Origin of the sequence: Streptomyces sp. NBC_01363 (assembly GCF_026340595.1) — a bacterium.
In the GTDB taxonomy this organism is placed as follows: domain Bacteria; phylum Actinomycetota; class Actinomycetes; order Streptomycetales; family Streptomycetaceae; genus Streptomyces.
Genome location: NZ_JAPEPF010000001.1, coordinates 2,206,651 through 2,227,776, shown reverse-complemented (window position 1 = coordinate 2,227,776; position 21,126 = coordinate 2,206,651). Strand labels below are relative to the sequence as shown.

At 70.7% G+C, this 21,126-nt stretch carries 19 protein-coding genes and 1 pseudogene; 13 read left to right on the top strand and 7 right to left on the bottom strand.

Features of this window, described 5'->3' with window-relative positions; translation table 11 throughout:
- Positions 1–11: 11 nt before the first annotated feature.
- A complete protein-coding gene (locus OG611_RS10435) occupies positions 12–584 on the bottom strand; it encodes a TIGR03086 family metal-binding protein (RefSeq protein ID WP_266417925.1) in 573 nt (190 codons plus the stop codon).
- A gap of 89 nt (positions 585–673) precedes the next feature.
- Here OG611_RS10435 and OG611_RS10430 point away from each other — a divergent pair, with 89 nt between their 5' ends.
- The 4 genes from OG611_RS10430 to OG611_RS10415 all read left to right on the top strand — a co-directional run bounded on the left by OG611_RS10430 (position 674) and on the right by OG611_RS10415 (position 3,948).
- Positions 674–1,474, top strand: coding sequence for a helix-turn-helix domain-containing protein (locus OG611_RS10430; RefSeq protein WP_266417922.1), 801 nt, complete (start codon positions 674–676; stop codon positions 1,472–1,474).
- A 36-nt stretch (positions 1,475–1,510) separates the two neighbouring features.
- Positions 1,511–2,077, top strand: a complete 567-nt coding sequence (locus tag OG611_RS10425) for a GNAT family N-acetyltransferase (protein WP_266417918.1) — start codon at positions 1,511–1,513, stop codon at positions 2,075–2,077.
- 177 nt (positions 2,078–2,254) lie between these two features.
- Positions 2,255–3,109 carry an NAD(P)H-binding protein gene (locus OG611_RS10420; RefSeq protein WP_266417915.1) on the top strand — a complete coding sequence of 285 codons (855 nt, stop codon included), beginning with the start codon at positions 2,255–2,257 and terminating at the stop codon, positions 3,107–3,109.
- 95 nt (positions 3,110–3,204) lie between these two features.
- Complete coding sequence (locus tag OG611_RS10415; RefSeq protein WP_266417911.1) at positions 3,205–3,948, top strand: Mut7-C RNAse domain-containing protein; 744 nt, start codon at positions 3,205–3,207, stop codon at positions 3,946–3,948.
- Positions 3,949–4,094: 146 nt separating this feature from the next.
- On the opposite strand, the pseudogene OG611_RS10410 reads toward OG611_RS10415, so the two are convergent.
- Together OG611_RS10410 and OG611_RS10405 are read right to left on the bottom strand one after the other, a co-directional pair.
- A pseudogene (locus tag OG611_RS10410) lies at positions 4,095–4,568 on the bottom strand (MarR family winged helix-turn-helix transcriptional regulator); the annotation flags it as partial.
- A 56-nt stretch (positions 4,569–4,624) separates the two neighbouring features.
- A complete protein-coding gene (locus OG611_RS10405) occupies positions 4,625–5,197 on the bottom strand; it encodes a TetR/AcrR family transcriptional regulator (RefSeq protein ID WP_266417907.1) in 573 nt (190 codons plus the stop codon).
- Positions 5,198–5,329: 132 nt separating this feature from the next.
- Between OG611_RS10405 and OG611_RS10400 the strand changes: the two genes are divergently transcribed.
- Entirely contained in the window at positions 5,330–6,796 is a 1,467-nt protein-coding gene (locus OG611_RS10400; RefSeq protein WP_266417904.1) for an FAD-dependent monooxygenase, read from the top strand.
- 103 nt (positions 6,797–6,899) lie between these two features.
- Here OG611_RS10400 and OG611_RS10395 read toward each other — a convergent pair whose 3' ends face one another.
- Positions 6,900–7,298 (bottom strand): hypothetical protein, encoded by a 399-nt coding sequence (locus OG611_RS10395; RefSeq protein WP_266417901.1) that lies wholly within the window; start codon positions 7,296–7,298, stop codon positions 6,900–6,902.
- Between the two features lie 286 nt (positions 7,299–7,584).
- On the opposite strand from OG611_RS10395, the gene OG611_RS10390 reads away from it, so the two are divergent.
- Both OG611_RS10390 and OG611_RS10385 read left to right on the top strand, forming a co-directional pair.
- A complete protein-coding gene (locus tag OG611_RS10390; protein WP_266417897.1) occupies positions 7,585–7,920 on the top strand; it encodes a YnfA family protein in 336 nt (111 codons plus the stop codon).
- A 54-nt stretch (positions 7,921–7,974) separates the two neighbouring features.
- The gene (locus OG611_RS10385) at positions 7,975–8,733 is read left to right on the top strand and encodes an SDR family NAD(P)-dependent oxidoreductase (RefSeq protein ID WP_266417894.1); all 759 of its coding nucleotides are present in this window, start codon (positions 7,975–7,977) and stop codon (positions 8,731–8,733) included.
- Positions 8,734–8,834: 101 nt separating this feature from the next.
- On the opposite strand, the gene OG611_RS10380 is transcribed toward OG611_RS10385, so the two are convergent.
- A complete protein-coding gene (locus OG611_RS10380; RefSeq protein ID WP_266417891.1) occupies positions 8,835–10,028 on the bottom strand; it encodes an RtcB family protein in 1,194 nt (397 codons plus the stop codon).
- Positions 10,029–10,198: 170 nt separating this feature from the next.
- On the opposite strand from OG611_RS10380, the gene OG611_RS10375 reads away from it, so the two are divergent.
- The 3 genes from OG611_RS10375 (at position 10,199) to OG611_RS10365 (ending at position 13,827) form a co-directional block, all read left to right on the top strand.
- On the top strand, positions 10,199–11,131 hold the full coding sequence (locus OG611_RS10375) for a DUF3558 domain-containing protein (protein ID WP_266417887.1): 933 nt from the start codon (positions 10,199–10,201) through the stop codon (positions 11,129–11,131).
- Positions 11,132–11,331: 200 nt separating this feature from the next.
- On the top strand, positions 11,332–12,213 hold the full coding sequence (locus tag OG611_RS10370; RefSeq protein ID WP_266417884.1) for a DUF3558 family protein: 882 nt from the start codon (positions 11,332–11,334) through the stop codon (positions 12,211–12,213).
- Positions 12,214–12,414: 201 nt separating this feature from the next.
- Positions 12,415–13,827, top strand: a complete 1,413-nt coding sequence (locus tag OG611_RS10365; protein WP_266417881.1) for a DUF2637 domain-containing protein — start codon at positions 12,415–12,417, stop codon at positions 13,825–13,827.
- 108 nt (positions 13,828–13,935) lie between these two features.
- Here the strand turns inward: OG611_RS10365 and lysS are convergent, their stop codons facing one another.
- Entirely contained in the window at positions 13,936–15,702 is a 1,767-nt protein-coding gene (gene lysS / locus OG611_RS10360; protein ID WP_266417879.1) for a lysine--tRNA ligase, read from the bottom strand.
- 157 nt (positions 15,703–15,859) lie between these two features.
- On the opposite strand from lysS, the gene argS reads away from it, so the two are divergent.
- On the top strand, positions 15,860–17,632 hold the full coding sequence (argS, locus tag OG611_RS10355; RefSeq protein WP_266425728.1) for an arginine--tRNA ligase: 1,773 nt from the start codon (positions 15,860–15,862) through the stop codon (positions 17,630–17,632).
- 57 nt (positions 17,633–17,689) lie between these two features.
- Here argS and OG611_RS10350 read toward each other — a convergent pair whose 3' ends face one another.
- Positions 17,690–19,198 (bottom strand): helix-turn-helix transcriptional regulator, encoded by a 1,509-nt coding sequence (locus OG611_RS10350; protein ID WP_266417877.1) that lies wholly within the window; start codon positions 19,196–19,198, stop codon positions 17,690–17,692.
- A gap of 312 nt (positions 19,199–19,510) precedes the next feature.
- On the opposite strand from OG611_RS10350, the gene OG611_RS10345 reads away from it, so the two are divergent.
- Positions 19,511–20,233 (top strand): DUF4232 domain-containing protein, encoded by a 723-nt coding sequence (locus tag OG611_RS10345; RefSeq protein WP_266417875.1) that lies wholly within the window; start codon positions 19,511–19,513, stop codon positions 20,231–20,233.
- A 313-nt stretch (positions 20,234–20,546) separates the two neighbouring features.
- Positions 20,547–20,987 (top strand): hypothetical protein, encoded by a 441-nt coding sequence (locus tag OG611_RS10340; RefSeq protein ID WP_266417873.1) that lies wholly within the window; start codon positions 20,547–20,549, stop codon positions 20,985–20,987.
- Positions 20,988–21,126: the final 139 nt, after the last annotated feature.

The window sequence follows — 21,126 nt, the reverse complement described above, 5'->3', positions numbered from 1 at the left end:
GGCCGCCGCTGTCAGGCGCCGGGCGGCCGCCAGCCGGGATCGCGGCCGGTCAGCGCCAGCACCTGCTCGAAGGGGCTGGCCCCGTCCGGCACGGGGTGGGGCTCGCCGAACACCTTCGCCTCCCGGGCCATCGGAGCCATCGCGACCAGCCCGGGACCGATCTCGTCCAGCACCGACGCGTCCGGGGCGAACTCCTGGCCGGTGGCCCGCGCCAGGTCCCAGGCGTGGACGGTCAGATCGCCCAGCACCATGTTCCCGACGGTCCTGGCCGGGAGCCCCATGGCCCCCGCGGTCCCCTCGTCCGCGCCGGGCACGGCCCAGGCCGCCACCAGCCTGGCCGCCTCCTCGCCGAAGCGGGCCCGCCAGTTCCCGGTGACGATGTCCGGCGCCGCACCGAACTCGACGTCCTCCCTGGCCGCCAGGGCCTGGAAGTTGACAATCACTTGGAAGAGATGGTTGATCAGAGCCCTTACGTCGTACTCCGCGCAGGGGGTGGGGGCTTCGAGGCTGTTGTCGTCGATCCCGTCCAGCACGGTCACGGCCGGTCCGGCGGCCGTCTCCAGCAACTCACTGATCTTCGTCATCCTTCGACGATGCACGACGGGGCGGTCCGGCGCTTGAAGAAACGCGACATCGTCCGCACCGGCGGACCACGCACCATAGGATCGCCGCCATGGCCGGTCCTCGACGCGACACCCGGGGCATCGTGGACGCCCCCGAACTCTTCACCCAGGTACGTTTCCGCCGCCGTGAACCCGCCGCCGGGCTGCGGCCGTACCTGGAGCACTACTGGCTCATCGACTGGGACCTGTCCGAGCCGTACACCTCCCACCTGGTGCCGCACCCGTCCGTGAACCTGGTCTTCCAGCGGTACGAGGGCAAGGCCGATTTCGCGGAGGTCTCGGGCATCGGGCTGGAGCTCTTCACGCAGAAGCTGGAGGGCCGGGGCCGGGTCTGCGGGGTGCAGTTCCGGCCCGGCGGTTTCCGGCCGTTCGCGCCGGACCGGCCCGTCGCGGAGTGGACGGGCCGACGGCTTCCCGCCGACGAGGTGTTCGCCCCGCCCGCCCCGCCGTCGGACGTCCTCGGCCCGGCGGACGAGGACGCGCGGGTGGCGGCGCTCGACACGTACCTGCTGGCGCTCGGCCCGGAACCGGACCCGCTGGCCGAACGCGCGATGGCCCTGGTCGACCTGGTGCGCACGGACCGCACGGTGCGCCGCGTCGACGAACTCGCCCGCGCCGAGGGGCTGTCGTCGCGCTCGCTCCAGCGGCTCTTCGCCACGTACGTCGGCGTCGGCCCCAAGTGGGTCATCCTCCGCTACCGCATCCACGAGGCGCTGGAGCGGGCCGAGTCGGACCGGCAGGTGGACTGGGCGGCGCTCGCGGTGGAGCTCGGCTACAGCGACCAGGCCCATCTGATCAGGGTCTTCACGGCCACGGTCGGCGTGCCCCCGACGGCCTTCGCGCCGCACTGACCGCCGGTTGTCAGTGCCGCGTCCTACAGTTCCGGCATGGAACGCACCGCTTCATCGCCCGTACGGATCGAGGCCTGGTCGGACGCCGACCTGGAGCTGCTCCGCCGCGCCAACGCACCGGAGTTGATGGACCACCTGGGCGGACCCGAGTCGGAGGAGCAGCTCATAGCGCGTCACCAGCGCTACGTGGAGCTGAGCGCGGACCGCACGGGCCGGGGCAGGATGTTCCGCATCGCCCTGACGGACGGGGACGACGCCGTGGGCACGATCGGTTTCTGGGAGCGGACCTGGCAGGGCCAGGAGGTGTACGAGACGGGGTGGGCCGTCCTCCCCGGATACCAGGGCCTGGGCATCGCGACGGCCGCGACGACGGCCGTCGCGATGCAGGCTCGGGCCGAGCGCAAGCACCGCTTCCTGCACGCCTACCCGTCCGTCGGGAACGGCGCGTCGAACGCGGTGTGCCGCAAGGCGGGCTTCACCCTGATCGGCGAGTGCGACTTCGAGTACCCGCCCGGCCAGGCGCTGCTGACGAACGACTGGCGGCTGGACCTGGACCCGGACGCGGTCGGGGACGGCAACAGAGACGGGGCCGGAGCGCGCTGACCTCGGTCGGCCGCCGCGTCGTGCCGTAGCCGACCCTCACGCCCAGGAACGTCCCGGGCCTGCCCGGGACGTTCTTAAACGTTTGACGGCCGGGGCTCCCTGCTGGATATTCATCTGCGTCACGCAGTTTATGCGTGTCGCAGACATGATCATGCGCCCAGAGGGGATTCCTCCACCATGCACACTCTCGTCACCGGATGCCGCGGCCGTATCGGCTCCACGCTCGTCGCGCTGCTGCACCGCGACGGCCACACCGTCCGCGCGGCCTCGCGCACCCCCGGAGACCTCGCCGCCACGGCCACCGCGCTGCCCGCCGGCGTGCCGGTCGTGACCTGCGATCTCGGCGATCCGACCACCTTCGGGGCCGCCCTCGACGGCGTCGACTCCGTCTTCCTCTACGCCGACCCGTCCGGCGTCGACGCCTTCCTCGCCGCGGCCGAGTCCGCCGGGGTCGACCACATCGTGCTGCTCTCCTCCAGCTCGGTCCTCGCCCCGGACGCCCGGGACAACCCGATCGCCGCCTCCCACCACGCGGTGGAGCAGGCGCTGACGGCCTCGCCCCTCACCACGACGCTGCTCCGTCCGGGCGCCTTCGCGAGCAATGCGTACCAGTGGGCACAGTCGGTACGGGCCCACGGCTCCGTCGACCTCCCCTACCCCAACAGCCACTCCAGCCCCATCGACAGCACGGACATCGCCGAGGCCGCCCTCGCCGTTCTCACCGACCCTCGCCTGCGGGGCGCGGCGTACCACCTGACGGGCCCCGAATCGCTCACCGCCGCCGAGCAGGTCGGCCTGCTGGCTGCGGCGTCCGGGCGCCCCATCACGGTCAACACCGTGACCGGGGCGGCCTGGAAGGAGTCCATGGCCGCCTTTCTGCCCGAGCCGGTCGCCGACGCGCTGCTCGGGTATGCGGCCGCTTCGGGCGGCTCCCCGGCCGAGGTGACCGGCGAGGTCGAGAAGCTGACCGGCCACCCGGCCCGCACCTTCGCCGCCTGGGCCGAGGAACACGCCGCCGCCTTCCGCCCCTGAGCCCGCCCGCATACCCGGCGCACCCCGCACACCGGGCGCACGCCGACACCGAAACCCTCTGGCTGACACACCCCGGCCGATGACATCCTGACGAGGTGAACGGACCGGAGATCCACCTCGAAGTCGCCCCCGAGCTGCGGCTCTTCGTCGCGCATGAACGCCGCCGGGGACGCACGGCCGTGACCACCGACGGCTCCTCCACCCTCGGCCATGTCGTGGAGTCGCTCGGTATCCCGCTCACCGAGGCCGGACAGATCCTGGTGGACGGCCGGCCCGTGCCCGTCTCGCACATCCCGGGGGCCGGCGAACTGGTCGAGGTGCGGGCCGTGGAGCGCCCCCAGCACGTCCCGGGCGCGCCCCTGCGGTTCCTGCTCGACGTCCACCTCGGCACGCTGGCCCGGCGGCTGCGGCTGCTGGGCGTCGACGCGGCGTACGAGAGCGAGGACATCGGCGATCCCGCGCTGGCCACCCGGTCGGCGGACGAGCGGCGCGTACTGCTCTCGCGGGACCGCGGGCTGCTGCACCGGCGGGAGATCTGGGCCGGTGCGTACGTCTACAGCGACCGCCCGGAGGACCAACTCCGCGACGTGCTGGGGCGGTTCACCCCGCGCCTCGCCCCCTGGACCAGGTGCACCGCCTGCAACGGCCCACTGAAGGCCGCCGACAAGGACACGGTCAGCGACCATCTGGAACACGGCACCCGGCGCTCGTACGACGTCTTCGCGCAGTGCACGGAGTGCGACCGCGTCTACTGGCGGGGCGCCCACCACTCCCATCTGGAAGCGATCGTCACGAAGGCGCTCCACGAATTCGCGCCCACGTCCGCGAACGGCGCGTAGATCCGGGGAACGGCGTCAGCCCCGTCCAGAACCGGGGAACGGCGTCAGCCCCGTCCAGAACCGGGGGCCGAAGGGCCGGCCACGCCGGGGCCGGCCGTCGCCTCGCCACCCTCGGGCGCCGCGCCGCCCGCCGCCGTCGCACCGACACCCTCGCGCAAGGCCTCGACCTGGAGCGCGCTCAGTTCGACCGTTCGCCGCATGTGGGTGATGAGCAGGGCCACCTCGTCGTCGTCGTATGCCCCGAACATCGCCGACCACGCCCCGTTCAGCCGCTCCCACACCGCGCCGATCTCCGCCATCCGCTCCGGCACGGTCGTCACGAGCACCCGTCGCCGGTCGACGGTGTCACGCTCGCGCGTCACGTACCCGCCCCGTTCCAGCCGGTCCACCAGCCGGGTCGCCGAGCCCGTGGTCAGCCCGGTCAGCTCCGCGATGCGGCCCGTGGTGACCGGCGCCGCCTCCAGACCGAGCAGGTTGAGGCACTGCAGATCGGTCGGGTGGAGCCGCAGGTGGTCCGCGACGGCCTGGTTGAACAGCGCGTACGCGGCCATGTAGCGGCGTGACTCGACGGTCAGCTCGGCCATCAACGCACTGCGGCGGGGCTGGGACTTCTGCGACATGCAGAGAGTGTACGAAGCAGACAACCGCCGGGCCCCGGACCGGCCGGCCGACCGGCCTACGGCGCCTCGGCGGTCAGATAGCGCTGGACGGTGGGCGCGAGCCAGGCGATCAACTCGTCGCGCGACATCTCGACGGCAGGCCCGAACCGCAGCACGTAGCGCGTGAGCGCCATCCCCAGTATCTGCGAGGCGACGAGCGCCGCACGGTGGGACGCTTCGGCCGGAACGGGGCAGACACCGACCGTGACCGCGCCGATCTGCTCGGCGAAGACGGCCCTCATCCGCTCCGCACCGGCTTCGTTGGTGACACCGACCCTGAGCATGGCCGTGAGCACGTCGTCGTTCTCCCAGCGGTCCAGGAAATGCGCGACGAGGACCGCACCGACGTGCTTGCCCGGCATCGCCCCCAGCTGGGGCATCCGCAGGTCGATCGCGGAGGCGGCGACGAACAGCCCCTCCTTGTTGCCGTAGTAGCGCATGACCATCGACGGGTCGATGTTCGCGTCACGGGCGATGGCCCGGATGGTGGCGCGCTCGTACCCGTCGGCGGCGAACCGCTCGCGCGCGGCGTCGAGAATCGCGGCCTTGGTGGCATCCGAGCGGCGGGGCGCGGTGGCGGGCTTCGTCATGCCAACAAATGTAGGCCAACAAGCGTTGACATGCCAGCCGCGCCGGGTCTACCGTTGCCAACAAGCGTTGACCAACACTTGTTGGCACGAAGGTGACAGCCGACAGCCGATGAACGGGCCCAGGAGGCAGCCATGACCACCACCCCGAGCACCGCACCCGACACCGTCGATGTCCTCGTCGTGGGCGCGGGCCCCACCGGCCTGCTGCTCGCGGGGGATCTCGCCGCCCAGGGCGTCTCCGTCACGCTCGTGGAGCGCCGCCCGCACCGGACGAGCAACATGACGCGCGCCTTCGCCGTACACGCCCGCACGCTCGAACTGCTCGACAGCCGCGGCCTGGCCGACGAGCTGATCAAGACGGGCACCTCCCTCGTCTCCCTGCGCTTCTTCGGCAAGCTCTCGCTCGACCTCTCCCGGCTGCACACCCGCTTCCCCTTCGTGCTGATCACCCCGCAGTACGAGGTGGAGCGCCTGCTGGAGCGCCGAGCCCGCACCGCCGGCGTCCGCTTCCGGTACGACACGGAGCTGACCGGGCTCCAGCAGAGCGCCGCATCGGACTCCGTCACCGCCGAACTGCGCGAGCCGGACGGCAGCCGGGCCACTCTCGCCGCCCGCTATCTCGTGGGCGCCGACGGGATGCGCAGCCCCGTGCGCCAGGCGCTCGGGCTCCCCTTCCCCGGCAGATCCGTGATCCGGTCGATCGCCCTCGCCGATGTCCGGCTCACCGAGGAGCCGGACGACATCCTCACGATCAGCGGTGGCGGGGACGCCTTCGCCTTCATCGCCCCCTTCGGCGACGGCTGGTACCGCGTGATGGGGTGGAGCGGCGCGCGTCAGTCCGCCGACAGCGACCCCACCGACCCCGTCGACCTCGACGAGCTGCGCGAGATCACCCGTCTCGCCTTCGGCACCGACTACGGCATGCACGACGCGCGCTGGATCTCCCGCTTCCACAGCGACGAGCGCCAGGTGCCGTCCTACCGCACCGGCCGGGTCTTCCTCGCCGGGGACGCCGCCCACGTCCACTCGCCCGCGGGCGGCCAGGGCATGAACACCGGCCTCCAGGACGCCGCCAATCTCTCCTGGAAGCTCGCCGCCGTACTGCGGGGGCAGTCGGCCGACCCGGAAGCGCTCCTCGACAGCTACCACGCCGAACGGCACCCGGTCGGCACGAAGGTGCTCCGTTCCAGCGGCGCGCTCGTCCGCCTCGCCATGGCCCGCACCCCGCTCCAGCGGACGGTCAGGACCATCGCCACCACGGTGCTGTCCATGGTCCGGCCCGCCTCCGACAAGGTCATCGGCATGGTCTCCGGCATCTCGATCGCCTACCCGGCCCCGCGCGGTGCGCATCCCCTGACCGCGAAGCGCGCCCCCGACCTGAGCCTGCGGGAGGGCCGGCTGCACCAGCTGTTGCGCGACGGAACATTCGTCCTCGTCACTCCCGACGGCTCCGCCGCTCCGGCATCACCGGCCCCACTGGTGCACGCCCACTGGCGAGGTGACCGCACCACCACCCTGCTCATCCGCCCCGACGGCTACATCGCCTGGGCGAGCGACCACGCCGACCCGACGGCCCTGCGCGCCGCACTCGCCCAATGAGCACGGAACCCCCATCACCGGGGCCCGCGTCGCCGGGGCGCGGGGCGAAGGGACCGGCATCGAAAGGGCCGGCATCGAAAGGACACGCATCACCGGCCGGGGCTCAGAACACGTACTCGTCCCCGGTGGCCGGAGCCAGCACCTCGTGGTCGTTGTTACCGGGGTTCCGGTCGGTCGCGCCGCCGTTCCACAGCGTGTCGACGCGCACGACGACCTCGTCCGGCCGCTCCGCAAGCCGCAGTTCGAGTGCGAGCCGGCGCTCCTCCGCCCCATCGGCGTGCAGCGCACCCGTCCGGCACAGCACGGTCCACCGGTCGGCCTGCAGACAGCTCTGCGGAAGTTCCTGCCGTCCGGCGAGCGCCACCGACGTCCGCACGCGCACGGTCACACCCGCCAGGCTCGACGGACCGTGGTTCTCGGTCCGCACCCGGACCCCGAGCCCCGCACCCCACAGCCGGACATGCCCGTGGTGCGCCACATCGGCCTCAGGCGCAATGGCCACGGAAGGCACAGGCGCCGAAGGGACCGAAGGGCTCGACAGGGCCGAAGGAACCGAAGGAGTAGCCGCCGTGGCCGCCGCGGCACCCGCCCCCAGCACCACGGTCGCCGCCAACACCGCCGTCGAAGCCAGCCCAACCATCGAAGCTGTCGCGGAGACGGCTCGTGCGGATCCATGCGTCACTACCATGACCCGAAGATACCGATCACCCCGAATTATCCGTATTTGCCGACCGGTTCGGCGCGCCCTCCCCCTCATCCAGCCCCTCACCCCGTGAAACGCTGGCTCCATGTCCATCACCCGCTCCGTCGCTCTGTTCGTCGTCGCCGCGCTCTTCGAGATCGGTGGCGCCTGGCTGGTCTGGCAGGGCGTGCGCGAGCACCGGGGCTGGATCTGGATCGGGGCGGGCGTCATCGCGCTGGGTGCCTACGGCTTCGTCGCCACGCTCCAGCCGGACGGCGAGTTCGGCCGCATCCTCGCCGCGTACGGCGGTGTCTTCGTCGCCGGCTCGATCATCTGGGGCATGGTCGCCGACGGCTACCGCCCCGACCGCTGGGACGTGATCGGCGCGCTGATCTGCCTGGCCGGCATGGCCGTGATCATGTACGCCCCCCGCAACCACTGACCCCGCGCCTGCCTATCCTGGCTCCGTACCGATCAGCTGTCCGAGGAGTCCGCCATGGCCGCCACCCCGATCGCCGTCATCACCGGAGCGAGCAGCGGCATCGGCGCCGCGACCGCCCGGCAGCTGGCCGCAGCCGGCTACCGCGTCGTACTGACCGCCCGCCGCAAGGACCGCATCGAGGCGCTCGCCGCCGAGATCAACGAGGCGGGCCACCAGGCAACGGCCTACGCGCTGGACGTCACCGACCGCGATGCGGTGGACGAGTTCGCCACGGCGTTCCGTACCCTCGCCGTCCTCGTCAACAACGCGGGAGGCGCACTCGGGGCCGACCCCGTCGCCACCGGCGACCCCGCCGACTGGCGCCAGATGTACGAGACGAACGTCATCGGCACGCTCAACGTCACCCAGGCCCTGCTCCCCGCCCTCACCGGGAGCGGCGACGGCACGGTCGTGATCCTCTCCTCCACCGCGGGCCTCTCCACGTACGAGGGCGGCGGCGGCTATGTGGCCGCCAAGCACGGCGAGCACGTCCTGGCCGAGACCCTCCGCCTGGAGATCGTCGGCACCCCGGTCCGCGTCATCGAGGTCGCCCCCGGCATGGTCAGGACGGAGGAGTTCGCCACCACCCGCTTCCGCGGCGACACCGAGAAGGCGGCCAAGGTGTACGCGGGCGTCGACGCCCCCCTCACCGCCGACGACGTGGCGGACACCATCACCTGGGCCGTCACCCGGCCCAGCCACGTCAACATCGACCTCCTGGTGGTCCGCCCGCGCGCCCAGGCCTCCAACTCCAAGGTCCACCGCACCACCTGAGCGCAGCGAAGACAGGAAGGGCCCCGGACACACCACCCGCGCCCGAGGCCCTTCCGTTCAGCCGTGCGCAAAGACCTTCAACCGGGCCCCGGCCAAGGCCCTCAGCCCTTCACGCACACGATCTGCTTGAGCTTGGCGACGACCTCCACCAGGTCCCGCTGCTGCTCGATGACCTTCTCGATCGGCTTGTACGCGGCCGGAATCTCGTCCACGACGCCGGAGTCCTTACGGCACTCCACGCCCCGCGTCTGATCCTCCAGGTCGCGCGTCGAGAAGCGCCGCTTCGCGGCGTTCCGGCTCATCTTCCGGCCGGCACCGTGCGAGGCCGAGTTGAACGACTTCTCGTTCCCGAGGCCCTTCACGATGTACGAACCGGTGCCCATCGAACCCGGGATGATCCCGAAGTCCCCGGACCCCGCACGGATCGCGCCCTTCCGCGTGACCAGCAGGTCCATGCCGTCGTACCGCTCCTCCGCCACATAGTTGTGGTGGCAGGAGATGACCGGCTCGAAGGTCACCTTGGCCTTCTTGAACTCCTTGCGGACCACGTTCTGGAAGAGCGCCATCATGACGGCCCGGTTGTGCTTCGCGTACTCCTGCGCCCAGAACAAGTCGTTCCGGTACGCCGCCATCTGCGGGGTGTCGGCGATGAACACCGCCAGGTCGCGGTCGATCAGATCCTGGTTGTGCGGCAGCTTCTGCGCCTGCCCGATGTGGAAGTCGGCCAGTTCCTTGCCAATGTTCCGCGATCCGGAGTGCAGCATCAGCCAGACCGAACCCGACTCGTCGAGGCAGAACTCGATGAAGTGGTTCCCCGATCCGAGTGTTCCCATCTGCTTCGTGGCACGTTCCTGACGGAACTTGACCGCATCGGCCACCCCGTCGAACCGTCCCCAGAAGTCGTCCCAGCCCGGCGCCCGGAAGCCGTACAGCCGGTCCGGCTCCACGACCTCGTCATGCATGCCGCGGCCCACCGGAATGGCCTGCTCGATCTTCGACCGGAGCCGGGACAGGTCGCCCGGCAGGTCATTGGCCGTCAGGGAGGTCTTCACCGCGGACATTCCGCAGCCGATGTCCACACCGACCGCCGCCGGACAGACCGCACCGTGCATCGCGATCACCGAACCGACCGTCGCGCCCTTGCCGAAATGAACGTCCGGCATGACGGCGAGACCCTTGATCCAGGGCAGCGTGGCCACGTTGCGCAACTGCTGCATCGCGACGTCCTCGACCGAGGCCGGGTCGGCCCACATACGGATGGGAACCTTCGCGCCCGGCACCTCTACATAAGACATAGTTCCTCGATTCCCCCGAAAAGTCTGAAAGCGCAAAACCGGTGCCAAGGTCGGCAAATGAGTCGGTCGACCGGCATTCACAGCGGCGCGTGCGATACACATTGTGTCCACCGGTCGCCATCGAGCGGCAACCGTTTTTCGCACGAAGGGAGCCCAGGACCGTGCGACGAATGGCCTATGCAGCCGGCACCGCGCTACTGGCAGCGCTCGTCGTCGGCTGCAGCACCGACACCGGAACCGGTGGTTCCGCAGCCGACAGCAAGCCCGGCGAGACACCTGTCGCCGTCGCGGCACCCGGCAAGTACCGCACTCTTCCCGAGCCTTGCGGCGCCATCGCGACGTCCACGCTGAAGGACCTGCTCCCGGGCGCCGCCGAACTCTCCGAGGAGCAGCAGAAGAAGGTGTACGAGGGCACCGCCGCCGTCACCTACAACACCGACCGCCGGGTCGGCTGCCGCTGGAAGTCCGAAGCCCCCTCCTCCTCGCACACCCTGTCCATCGACTTCGAGCGCGTCGTGTCCTACGACCCCGTCGTGAGCGACGACGACCGCGCCCGCGAGGTGTACACGGAGAAGGAGACTTCCGCCGGCCTGACCTCGCCCTCCGCGACCCCCGACAGCGCGGACAGCAGCACGGACAGCAGCACGAAGGACGGCGCGAAGGACGGTACGAAGGACAGCGCGAAGGACGGTACGAAGGGCACGAAGAAGCCGACGTCCCCCGCCGCTTCCGATCCCGCCTCGGACTCCACCTCGGGCTCCGGCTCGGACTCCGCCTCGCACGCCCTGGCCGGCCCCACCCCCGAAGGCGAGAACACCGACGACGGGAACACCGACGGCGGCTCCGGCGGCCCGGACGAGAGCCTTCAGCCACGCGTCCTCGACGACCTCGGCGACAACGCGTTTCTGGACGACCTGCTCACCCGGGCAGGTTCCACCGCACAGCACCGCACGGTGAGCGTGGTATTTCGCACATCGAACGTCATCGTGACCGTCGAGTACACCGAGCAGCCGACCGTCTCCAGCATGGTCCCCGACAGCAAGGAACTGCAGGAGAAGGCCCAGGCAGTGGCCCGGAACCTGGTCGACAAGTTCAGCGAATGACCCCGTCCCGGGCGCCCCTGGCACGCGTCGCCCCCGACCGCCGGGCCCCCGGCCGGGGCGGCATCCCGTAGCAGTCCGTCGTACCGTGGCCCTCCGGAAACCCCTCCGGAGCAGCCTCCGGGACACCCTCCGGAACACCGGTCGACCACCCGCCCGACCACCTGGCAGCCCGCCCGCCGCGCCACCCGAGTGAAGGAACCATGCACCGTTCAGCCCCGCGACTCTCCCGCATACTCGCCTGCGCCGCCGTTCCGGTGATGCTCGTCGTCGCCGGCTGCTCGTCGGACTCCGGCGACAAGAAGGAATCGGGCTCGTCCGCGTCGTCCACATCGCCGAGCGCGAGCAAGAAGGCGGAGCCGACCGTCGAGCCCGCGAAGTTCGCCGCGCTGCCCGACCCGTGCAAGTCGATCACCAAGAAGACGGTCACCTCCCTGGTTCCCGCGGCGAAGTCCAAGAACGGCACGGCCACCACCTCCAGCGACACCTCGTACCGCGCCGGCTGCTCCTGGAACGGCCTCGACGACAACGGGGTGAAGGGTTCCCAGTACCGCTGGCTCGACGTCGGCTTCACCCGCTTCGACTCGGACCAGGCCCTGGGCAGCGGCGCCAAGCGCGCGCAGCAGGACTTCGAGAAGCAGGTCGCCAAGGCCAGGGCGGCCGAGGGTGCCAAGAAGGTCGCCGAAGCGCCCGTCAGCGGCATCGGCGAGCAGGCCACCAAGATCACCTACGACCTCACCAAGACGGGTGAGGACTTCAAGTACGCGACGGTCGTGGCCCGGACGGAGAACGTCGTCATCACCCTCACCTACAACGGCGCGGGTTACGCGGGCTCGAAGACCCCCTCCGCCGACGACATCCTGAAGGGCGCCGAGAAGGCGGCCAGGGAGGCGGTGGCCTCCGTCGCCGCCGGCGCGAAGTCGGACAAGCCGGCCGGCTCGGACAAGCCGAGCGAGAAGGCCACGGACAAGGCCGACGACCCCAAGGCGTCCGGCGACGACTCCTCGGACGGCAAGTCGAAGGGCAGCAAGACGACGGACAAGAAGACCTCCGCCCACAAGACGTCCGTCAAGAAGACGAGCTAGGGCCTCTCAACACCCCTGCCCATAAGCAGCTTTACGAAGCCCGGCGCTCCCCCGAGTACCGGGCTTCGCCCCTCCCCGCGCAACACGCCGCGTTCCCATGTGCCAGGCTGTGCCCGCCAGAAGTCGCAGCAGGACGCCGAGAAAGACGTCACAGCACGACGTCGGATACGGGAAACGGGGAGGGGAACGCGGGTGGCCGCGATGCAGCTGACACGCACCCACCGGATACTCATCGGTCTCGTGGTGGCCGGTGCGGTGCTCATCGCCGCGATCGGATTCGCGGGCTCGTACGCGGCGGTGCGCGAGCTCGCCCTCCAGAAGGGCTTCGGGGACTTCTCCCTGGTCTTCCCGATCGGCATCGACGCGGGCATCTGCGTCCTGCTCGCCCTGGACCTGCTGCTGACCTGGCTGCGCATCCCGTTCCCGCTGCTGCGCCAGACGGCCTGGCTGCTGACCGCCGCGACGATCGCCTTCAACGGCGCCGCGGCCTGGCCCGACCCGCTCGGCGTCGGCATGCACGCGGTCATCCCGGTGCTCTTCGTGGTCTCCGTCGAGGCCGCCCGCCACGCGGTGGGCCGGATCGCCGACATCACGGCCGACAAGCACATGGAGGGCGTCCGGCTCACCCGCTGGCTGCTCTCCCCCGTACCGACGTTCCGGCTCTGGCGCCGGATGAAGCTCTGGGAGCTCCGCAGTTACGAACAGGTCATCAAGCTCGAACAGGACCGGCTGATCTACCAGGCCCGCCTCCAGGCCCGCTTCGGCCGCAACTGGCGCCGCAAGGCCCCCGTCGAGTCCCTGATGCCGCTGCGCCTGGCGAAGTACGGGGTCCCGCTGGCCGAGACCGGCCCGGCCGGCCTCGCCGCCGCGGGCATCGAACCGGCCCTGCTGCCCCCGGCCCCCGCTCCGGCCCAGGTCGAATCGGGCGAGTCCCAGCCCGAGTTGCCGTACGCCCCCGAGCAGCAGTACGCCCAGCAGGACGAGCACCACCAGCCGCAACACCAGCACCAGTTGCACGGGCCGCACCAGCAGCACGGCCACCCCTCCGACCCGGCCGCCGCCGAGGAATGGCCCCAGGAGGGCCCCGGCTCGCACGAGAGCCCGTGGTTCGCGGCGCCCCAGGTGCCGGACGACGCGTACGAGAGCGCCTACAACCCGACGTACGTCGAGGGTCTGGAGCCGACCCCGGTGATGGTCCCGTCGGGCCCCGGCGGCCGCACCCGCCCCCTGGGCAACGTGGGCACGATCGGCGCCGTCCCGGGCCCCCGCACCGCGGAGCACCAGCAGCAGGAACAGGTCCAGCAGGCCCATGAACAGCCTCAGCTCCACGAACAGCCGCAGCTCCCGGAACAGGCCATGGAGCAGGCCAAGGAGCCCGAGCCGGACCCGGCCGAGTGGGCGCAGGAGGACGCGGAGTTCGCCGAGATCGCGTACGAAGTGTTCGCCGCGTTCGTGAACCAGCACAACGACTACCCGAGCGTCGACGCCCTGGACATACACGTCACGGACGGCCACAACGTCAGGCACCCGCGCAGCGCGGCGCTGATCCGCCGCCTGATGCCGGAGTTCAAGAACCGCTACCACGCCGAACTCGAAGCGGACCACATCGCCTGAGCCCCCGAGGGCTGTCCCGCAGCCCGCATCCGATCGACGGCAACGACGGAGGGCCGTCACCCGAATCACCGGGTGACGGCCCTCCGTACGTACGAAACAGCCGGACCGCTATGCGCCCAGGAGCCTGCGCACCCGCTCCGCCCCCACGGCCAGCAGCAGCGTGGGCAGCCGCGGCCCCGTGTCCCGGCTGACCAGCAGCCGGTACAGCAGCGCGAAGAACGACCGCTGCGCGACCTTCAGCTCGGGCGTCGGCTTGGCGTCCGGCTCCAGGCCCGCCAGGATCTTCGGCACGCCGTAGACGAGCGTGGTGAGCCCGTCCAGGGACCAGTGCGAGTCCAGCCCTTCCAGGAGCAGCCGCAGCGACTCCCGGCCCTCGTCGTCCAGCGAGCCGAGGAGCTCCTTGTCCGGCTCGTCGCGGACGATGGTGCGGGCCTCGGCCGGGACCTGGCTGGTGATCCAGTTCTCGGCGCGGTCGAGACGGGGCCGGGCCTCGTCCAGCGAGGTCAGCGGGTTCTCCGGGTCCAGCTCGCTCAGGATGCGCAGCGTCTGCTCGTCGTGCCCGGCCGTGATGTCGGCGACCGACGCGAGCGTGCGGTACGGCAGCGGGCGCGGCGTACGCGGCAGCTCACCGGCGGCCGTGCCGATGGCCCGCGCGTACGCGGCGGCGTCGGCCGGCAGCACCGAGCTGTCGGCGACCTTGCGCGCCAGCGAGTCCCACTCGTCGTAGAGCCGCTGGATCTCCTGGTCGAAGGCGATCTTGAAGGACTGGTTGGGCTTGCGGCGCGCGTACAGCCAGCGCAGCAGCGGCGCCTCCATGATCTTCAGCGCGTCGGCCGGGGTCGGCACGCCGCCCTTGCTGGAGGACATCTTCGCCATGCCGGAGATCCCGACGAAGGCGTACATCGGGCCGATCGGCTGCACGCCGTCGAAGATCTCGCGGACGATCTGGCCGCCGACGACGAACGAGGAGCCCGGCGAGGAGTGGTCCACGCCGCTCGGCTCGAAGATCACGCCCTCGAACGCCCAGCGCATCGGCCAGTCGACCTTCCAGACCAGCTTGCCGCGGTTGAACTCGCTCAGCCGCACCGTCTCGGCGAAGCCGCAGGCCGTGCAGGTGTAGTTCAGCTCGGTGCTGTCGTCGTCGTACGACGTGACGGTCGTGAGGTCCTTCTCGCAGTTGCCGCAGTAGGGCTTGTACGGGAAGTATCCGGCCGAACCGCCGCTGCCGTCGTCCTCGCTCGCCGCGCCGGAGCCCGCCTCGGCCTCCTGCTCGGCCTCGTCGACCTTCTTCTGCTGCTGCGGCTTCTTGCCGCCCTTGGCGCCCGCCGCGGCCGGGTCCTTCTTCGTCCGGTACCGGTCGAGGACTGCGTCGATGTCGGCGCGGTGCCTCATCGCGTGCAGGATCTGCTCGCGGTAGGCGCCCGCCGTGTACTGCTCGGTCTGGCTGATGCTGTCGTACTCGACGCCCAGCTCGTCCAGCGCGGCCGTCATGGCGGCTTTGAAGTGCTCGGCCCAGTTCGGATACGCGGACCCGGCCGGGGCGGGCACCGAGGTCAACGGCTTGCCGATGTGCTCGGCCCAGGACTCGTCGATCCCCGGGACACCATTGGGCACCTTGCGGTACCGGTCGTAGTCGTCCCACGAGATCAGGTGCCGGACGGTGTACCCCCGGCGGCGGACCTCGTCGGCGACCAGGTGCGGGGTCATGACCTCGCGGAGGTTGCCCAGGTGGATCGGGCCGGACGGGGAGAGGCCGGACGCGACGACGACCGGTTTGCCAGGCGCACGACGCTCCGATTCGGCGATGACATCGTCCGCGAAGCGGGAGACCCAGTCGGCCTCGGTGCTGCTCTGACTCTGAGCCACGGTCTGCACGTCCTTCTCTCTTGTAGGACTCGTAGGAACACCCTTGTGGGACTCGTAGGGGCTCCGCCCATTCTCCCAGGTCCTACCGGCAGCGCGAAAACGGCTTTACCGCCCGTGGAATACTGGGTGTGATCCCTTGTACTCCTACGGAAACGGCAGCCAGCCCATGGCCTCGGTCAATTCCCTCGCTTCCACGCTCCAGCAGCAGCTGGCGGACGCCCTGACGGCAGCTCTGCCGGATGCCGGCACCGCGGACCCGCTGCTGCGACGAAGCGACCGGGCCGACTTCCAGGCCAACGGCATCCTGGCCCTCGCCAAGAAGCTCAAGGGCAACCCGCGCGAGCTCGCCTCCCAGGTCACCGCCGCGCTCCCGGCGGGCGGCCTGATCAAGGAGATCGAGGTCTCCGGCCCCGGCTTCCTCAACGTCACGCTCGCCGACAGGGCCATCATCGAGACCCTCGCCGCGCGCGCCGCGGACGACGAGGGCCGCCTCGGTGTGCCGTACAACAGCGCCGCGGGCACCACCGTCATCGACTACGCGCAGCCGAACGTGGCCAAGGAGATGCACGTCGGCCACCTGCGTTCCGCGGTGATCGGTGCCGCGATGGCGCAGATCCTGGAATTCACGGGCGAGTCCGTGGTCCGCAGGCACCACATCGGCGACTGGGGCACCCAGTTCGGCATGCTCATCCAGTACCTGATCGAGCACCCGGGCGAGCTGACCCACGAGGGCGACGGCGGCGAGGCGGACGGCGAAGCCGCCATGTCCTCGCTGAACCGGCTCTACAAGGCCTCGCGGGTGCTCTTCGACTCCGACGAGGAGTTCAAGGCCCGCTCCCGGGACCGGGTCGTCGCGCTCCAGGCCGGCGACGAGGAGACGCTCGCCCTGTGGCAGCGCTTCGTCGACGAGTCGAAGATCTACTTCTACTCGGTCTTCAACAAGCTCGACATGGAGATCCGGGACGCCGACATCGTCGGCGAGTCCGGCTACAACGCCATGCTGGAGGAGACCTGCCGCATCCTGGAGGAGTCGGGCGTCGCCGTCCGCTCCGAGGGTGCGCTCTGCGTGTTCTTCGACGACGTGAAGGGCCCGGACGGCAACCCGACGCCGCTGATCGTCAAGAAGTCGAACGGCGGATACGGCTACGCGGCGACCGACCTCTCCGCGATCCGCGACCGGGTGCAGAACCTCAAGGCGAACACCCTGCTGTACGTCGTGGACGCCCGGCAGGCCCTGCACTTCAAGATGGTCTTCGAGACCGCCCGCCGGGCCGGCTGGCTGAACGAGGACGTCAAGGCCGTGCAGCTCGCCTTCGGCACGGTGCTCGGCAAGGACGGCAAGCCGTTCAAGACCCGTGAGGGCGAGACGGTCCGGCTGCAGGATCTGCTGGACGAGGCGATCGACCGGGCGTCCGCCGTCGTGCGCGAGAAGGCCAAGGACCTCACCGAGGACGAGATCACCGAGCGTGCCACGCAGGTCGGCATCGGCGCGGTGAAGTACGCGGACCTGTCGACGTCGGCCGCCCGCGACTACAAGTTCGACCTGGACCAGATGGTGTCGCTGACCGGCGACACCAGCGTGTACATCCAGTACGCGCACGCCCGGTCCCGCTCGATCAAGCGCAAGGCGGGCGAGCTGAAGTCCCAGCCCCACCCGGAGCTGGAGCTGGCCCCGGCCGAGCGCGCGCTGGCCCTGCACCTGGACCAGTTCGCCGAGGTCGTGGCCGAGGTCGCCACCGCGTACGAGCCGCACAAGCTGGCCTCGTACCTCTACCAGCTGTCGTCGCTCTTCACGACGTTCTACGACCAGTGCCCGGTGCTCAAGCCCGAGGTGCCGGGCGATGTGGCCGAGAACCGCCTCTTCCTCTCGGACCTCACCGCCCGCACCCTGCACCAGGGCATGGAGCTGCTCGGCATCCGGACCCCCGGGCGCCTCTGACCCCCGGGCGCCCCTGCCCGGGGCGCCCGCCCCTACGCACCGGCCCGGTGGCGAGAACTAGTTCGGCTCCGCGGTCTCCCACTGGGCCGTGTCGTACTGGTACCTGTACTCCGGCCGGGCCTTGATGCTGCTGGTACGGAACGGCTTCCCACCGTCGTCGATGCGCAGCGTCCCCTCCCGGCCGCCACTGCTCCACTCCAGCTCCAGGTACCAGCTGACGTCGTGGCCTTCGACGTGGGCGTCGAGGTCGAACACCTCCACATCGGTGGAGGACACCCGGAACGGGAAGTTCTTCGGCGGCACCCGCACGTCCCCCTGCTGACCCGCCACCGGGGTGAGGGTCGGCCGGCCGTCGTCGAGGTCGATGTCGAAGGACTGCGGGGTGATGCCGCTTCCGCAGCCCTCCCCCATCGAGTACGCCGACCAAGCCAGCGGCGCCTTCCGGGACAGCGTCCGCACATGCAGTCCGTTCAGCACGACGGCCTGCCCCGACTTCCCCTGCACGGTGACTTCGAGCAGCATGTTGCCGCCGTCCACCCCGCCGAGCGCCCTGGCCCAGCCGCGGGTGTCCTGCGGCGGGGGCGGCGGAGGCACGTCGTTCGGCTTCTGGTCCAGCACGTAGTACTTGCCGCAGGGCTCTTCCCAGTTGTACGAGCTGATGGTGGCGCTCAGCGGTACGCCCCCGCTCTGTTGACCACCCGACCCGGCTCCCGTGCCGTGCCTCCCGGACGTGGCGGAGGCGCCGCCGGACGGCGGGGACGAGACGGTCGCCGAGCCGGACAGTACTGGCTTGCCCGACTTCTTCGCCCCGCTGGGCGAGGCGGTGGGGCTCCTGTCGCGGCCGAGCAGGGCGGGCGCGGACCCGTCCATGTCCTGGCCGTCCACGGCGGGGGCGTTGCTGAGATCGTCGGTGTCCTTGCCCGACAGATTGCTGACGACGATCGAGGTGGGCACGCTCAGCGCGACGACGGCGGCGGCCGCGAGCAGCACGCGCGCCCGCCGGGAGGGCAGGAACCGCCTGGGCCGGCTCGCCCCGCCTGCCACGATCGTGGGCTCGGCTTCGAACGTGGGCTCGGGCGTGGGCACCGACACGAACGTGCCGCCGCCGTCCCCGCCCGCTTTCCCGTCCCGCCCTCCGGACGACTCCCCGGCCCCTGCCCCGGCCTCAGCCTCGGCCCGAGAGCCACGCCCCGCATCCGGAGACGTGTCCGCAGACGCATCCGGAACCTTGTCCGAAACCGCGTCCCGGACCGGCTCCGCAGGAGCAGGAGCGGAAGCAGCCGCAGCCGCAGGAGCGGGAGCAGCCGCGGCAGGGCGCCGCCGGGCCGCATCCGCCACGATCCACCGCCGGTGCAGCTCCACCAGCTCGTCCGGCCCGGCCCCGCACAACCGCGCCAGCCGTTCCACCGGGGCGTACTCGTTCGGCACCGCATCACCGTTGCAGTACCGGTGCAGCGTCGACGTGCTGACGTGCAGTCTTCCGGCGAGAACCCCGTAGCTGCGCCCCGAACGGTCCTTCAGTTCCTTCAGCAGAGCCGCGAATTCCCCGGCCTCCGGCGTCGCCACTTCGGCGTTCCCCCTCCTGGTCCGTCCCAGAACACCGTTCCAGGGACGTGGAATCTGCCCAGGTCACAGTACGCGCAGGCATTCCAGCTTCCCCAATGGGCTGTTCGGCGTTGCGGTCGGATTCCGCCGCCCCGCAAGCTGTGGACACACCGCAGCGACCACCGGGACGACGCAGTGCGAATCCACTTCCGCATCGAGCTCATCGATGTCGTGGCCATCGGCGTGTTGATCGTGTCCACCGCGATCGTCATGGTCCTGATCTGCCACAACTGACCGAACAACATCACCAGCCCACACACGGGGAGTACCACCATGCGCAGCAACCGCATCCGCACCACCGCCCTCGCCGCGACCGCCCTCCTGGCCGCCCTCTCGCTCACCGCCTGCGGTGGCAACGACAACGGGAACGACGGCAAGGCAGGCGCGGCGGCTCCGGCAGCGAACACCACCGCCACCACCCCCGACACGGGCAAGGACGCCAAGGACACCAAGAAGACCGACAGCGACGCGGCCAATGCCCCCGCCGAGAACGTCTCCACCACGTCCAAGAGCTCCACCGGCGGCAGCAAGAGCGGGAAGAACAGCGCCGGCACCACCGCAAGCGGCAGCAAGTCCCCCGTCACCTGCACCGGCTCGAACACCAAGGTCACCGTCAGCAAGGTGAGCCGCCCCATCAACCACCTGCTGCTCACGGCCACCAACACCGGCTCCGTGCCCTGCTACGCGTACCACGCGCCGGCACTCGGCTTCGACGACGCCCAGGCCGCCTTCCCGGTCCTCCGCGACAGCATCCCGCAGGCCGTGGTCACCCTCGCGCCGGGCCAGTCCGCCTACGCCTCCATCGGGCTGTCCGGTGAGCCCGACGGGCAGGAGCTGCACAAGAGCGCCCACCTCACGGTGTACTTCACCGGCAAGAGCAACCAGGGCTCCACGGGCGCCCCCGCCAAGCTGACGCTCCCCGCCGGCACCTCCTGGGGCGACAACGGCTTCGTCACCTACTGGCAGAGCGAAATGGCCGACGCCCTCATGTACTGATCCGCCAGCACGTACGGATCCGCCGACACGCACTGATCCGTCAGCACCTCGCCGGGGTCGTCCGCTCTCGCGGACCGCCCCTTGCCCGTCCCCCGACCGGACGGTTCGCGAGGGTCCCGCATGCAGACGGCGCGCCGGGGCCGGGGCGCGTCCAGCCCCAGCCGCCGAACGGTCTCCGGTAGCTGCACAGTGACTCCCGTTCTCCGCGCAGGGCGGGCGGTACGGATTGCCGCAGGGCGTAACGTCCCACCCACGCCCAACAGCCGGACATCTGCACTACGTTGACCGGTAGTCGACCCACGGGGGACACCGCATGGACCGGACCCGTCTGAAGTCACTGGGTTCTCTGGTGTCCGCGCTCGCGCTCGCGGCCCTCCTGCCGGTCCTCGTCGCGCTGTGGGTCGGCGACGGCGTGCAGAAGCTGCTCACCGGCGACTCCGCCACGGTCCACAGCGTCACGCAGTGCGTGGAGGGCGGCGGGCAGTTGCCTGCCGCCCACTGCTACGGGACGTGGGCGTTCGCGGACGGCCGCACGGCCTCCGGCGAGATCACCGGCGCCGAGGTGGCCGCCGGTGACACGATCTTCGCGGGCGATGGCTGGGCGTACGACTCCACGTCCCCGCTCCACTGGCAGATCTGGACCCCGGTCACGATCTTCGGCGCCGGAGCCGCCGCCCTGACGGCCTCCTGGCTGAGCTACCGCAGATCCCGCGACGCCCCGGCCCCCGGCCGAGCCCACGAGGACGAGCACTAGGGCGTGTTTTAGAAGTCCCGTCTGTCTCGCGGGGTCTGACACGCACGCTCGCCGCGTTGCCGAAATGCCCTAGTAGCTCCGCTACGAGGGCACCCCGGCGCCTTGCGATCGCACGCGCCAGACCCCGCGAGACCCGCCC

What these genes read in the sequence shown, in the direction of transcription:
- OG611_RS10435 (WP_266417925.1), bottom strand. Translation starts at nt 584, where the DNA reads ATGACGAAGATCAGTGAGTTGCTGGAGACGGCCGCCGGACCGGCCGTG.
- OG611_RS10430 (WP_266417922.1), top strand. Translation starts at nt 674, where the DNA reads ATGGCCGGTCCTCGACGCGACACCCGGGGCATCGTGGACGCCCCCGAA.
- OG611_RS10425 (WP_266417918.1), top strand. Translation starts at nt 1,511, where the DNA reads ATGGAACGCACCGCTTCATCGCCCGTACGGATCGAGGCCTGGTCGGAC.
- OG611_RS10420 (WP_266417915.1), top strand. Translation starts at nt 2,255, where the DNA reads ATGCACACTCTCGTCACCGGATGCCGCGGCCGTATCGGCTCCACGCTC.
- OG611_RS10405 (WP_266417907.1), bottom strand. Translation starts at nt 5,197, where the DNA reads ATGACGAAGCCCGCCACCGCGCCCCGCCGCTCGGATGCCACCAAGGCC.
- OG611_RS10400 (WP_266417904.1), top strand. Translation starts at nt 5,330, where the DNA reads ATGACCACCACCCCGAGCACCGCACCCGACACCGTCGATGTCCTCGTC.
- OG611_RS10390 (WP_266417897.1), top strand. Translation starts at nt 7,585, where the DNA reads ATGTCCATCACCCGCTCCGTCGCTCTGTTCGTCGTCGCCGCGCTCTTC.
- OG611_RS10385 (WP_266417894.1), top strand. Translation starts at nt 7,975, where the DNA reads ATGGCCGCCACCCCGATCGCCGTCATCACCGGAGCGAGCAGCGGCATC.
- OG611_RS10380 (WP_266417891.1), bottom strand. Translation starts at nt 10,028, where the DNA reads ATGTCTTATGTAGAGGTGCCGGGCGCGAAGGTTCCCATCCGTATGTGG.
- OG611_RS10375 (WP_266417887.1), top strand. Translation starts at nt 10,199, where the DNA reads ATGGCCTATGCAGCCGGCACCGCGCTACTGGCAGCGCTCGTCGTCGGC.
- OG611_RS10370 (WP_266417884.1), top strand. Translation starts at nt 11,332, where the DNA reads ATGCACCGTTCAGCCCCGCGACTCTCCCGCATACTCGCCTGCGCCGCC.
- OG611_RS10365 (WP_266417881.1), top strand. Translation starts at nt 12,415, where the DNA reads ATGCAGCTGACACGCACCCACCGGATACTCATCGGTCTCGTGGTGGCC.
- argS (WP_266425728.1), top strand. Translation starts at nt 15,860, where the DNA reads ATGGCCTCGGTCAATTCCCTCGCTTCCACGCTCCAGCAGCAGCTGGCG.
- OG611_RS10345 (WP_266417875.1), top strand. Translation starts at nt 19,511, where the DNA reads ATGCGCAGCAACCGCATCCGCACCACCGCCCTCGCCGCGACCGCCCTC.
- OG611_RS10340 (WP_266417873.1), top strand. Translation starts at nt 20,547, where the DNA reads ATGGACCGGACCCGTCTGAAGTCACTGGGTTCTCTGGTGTCCGCGCTC.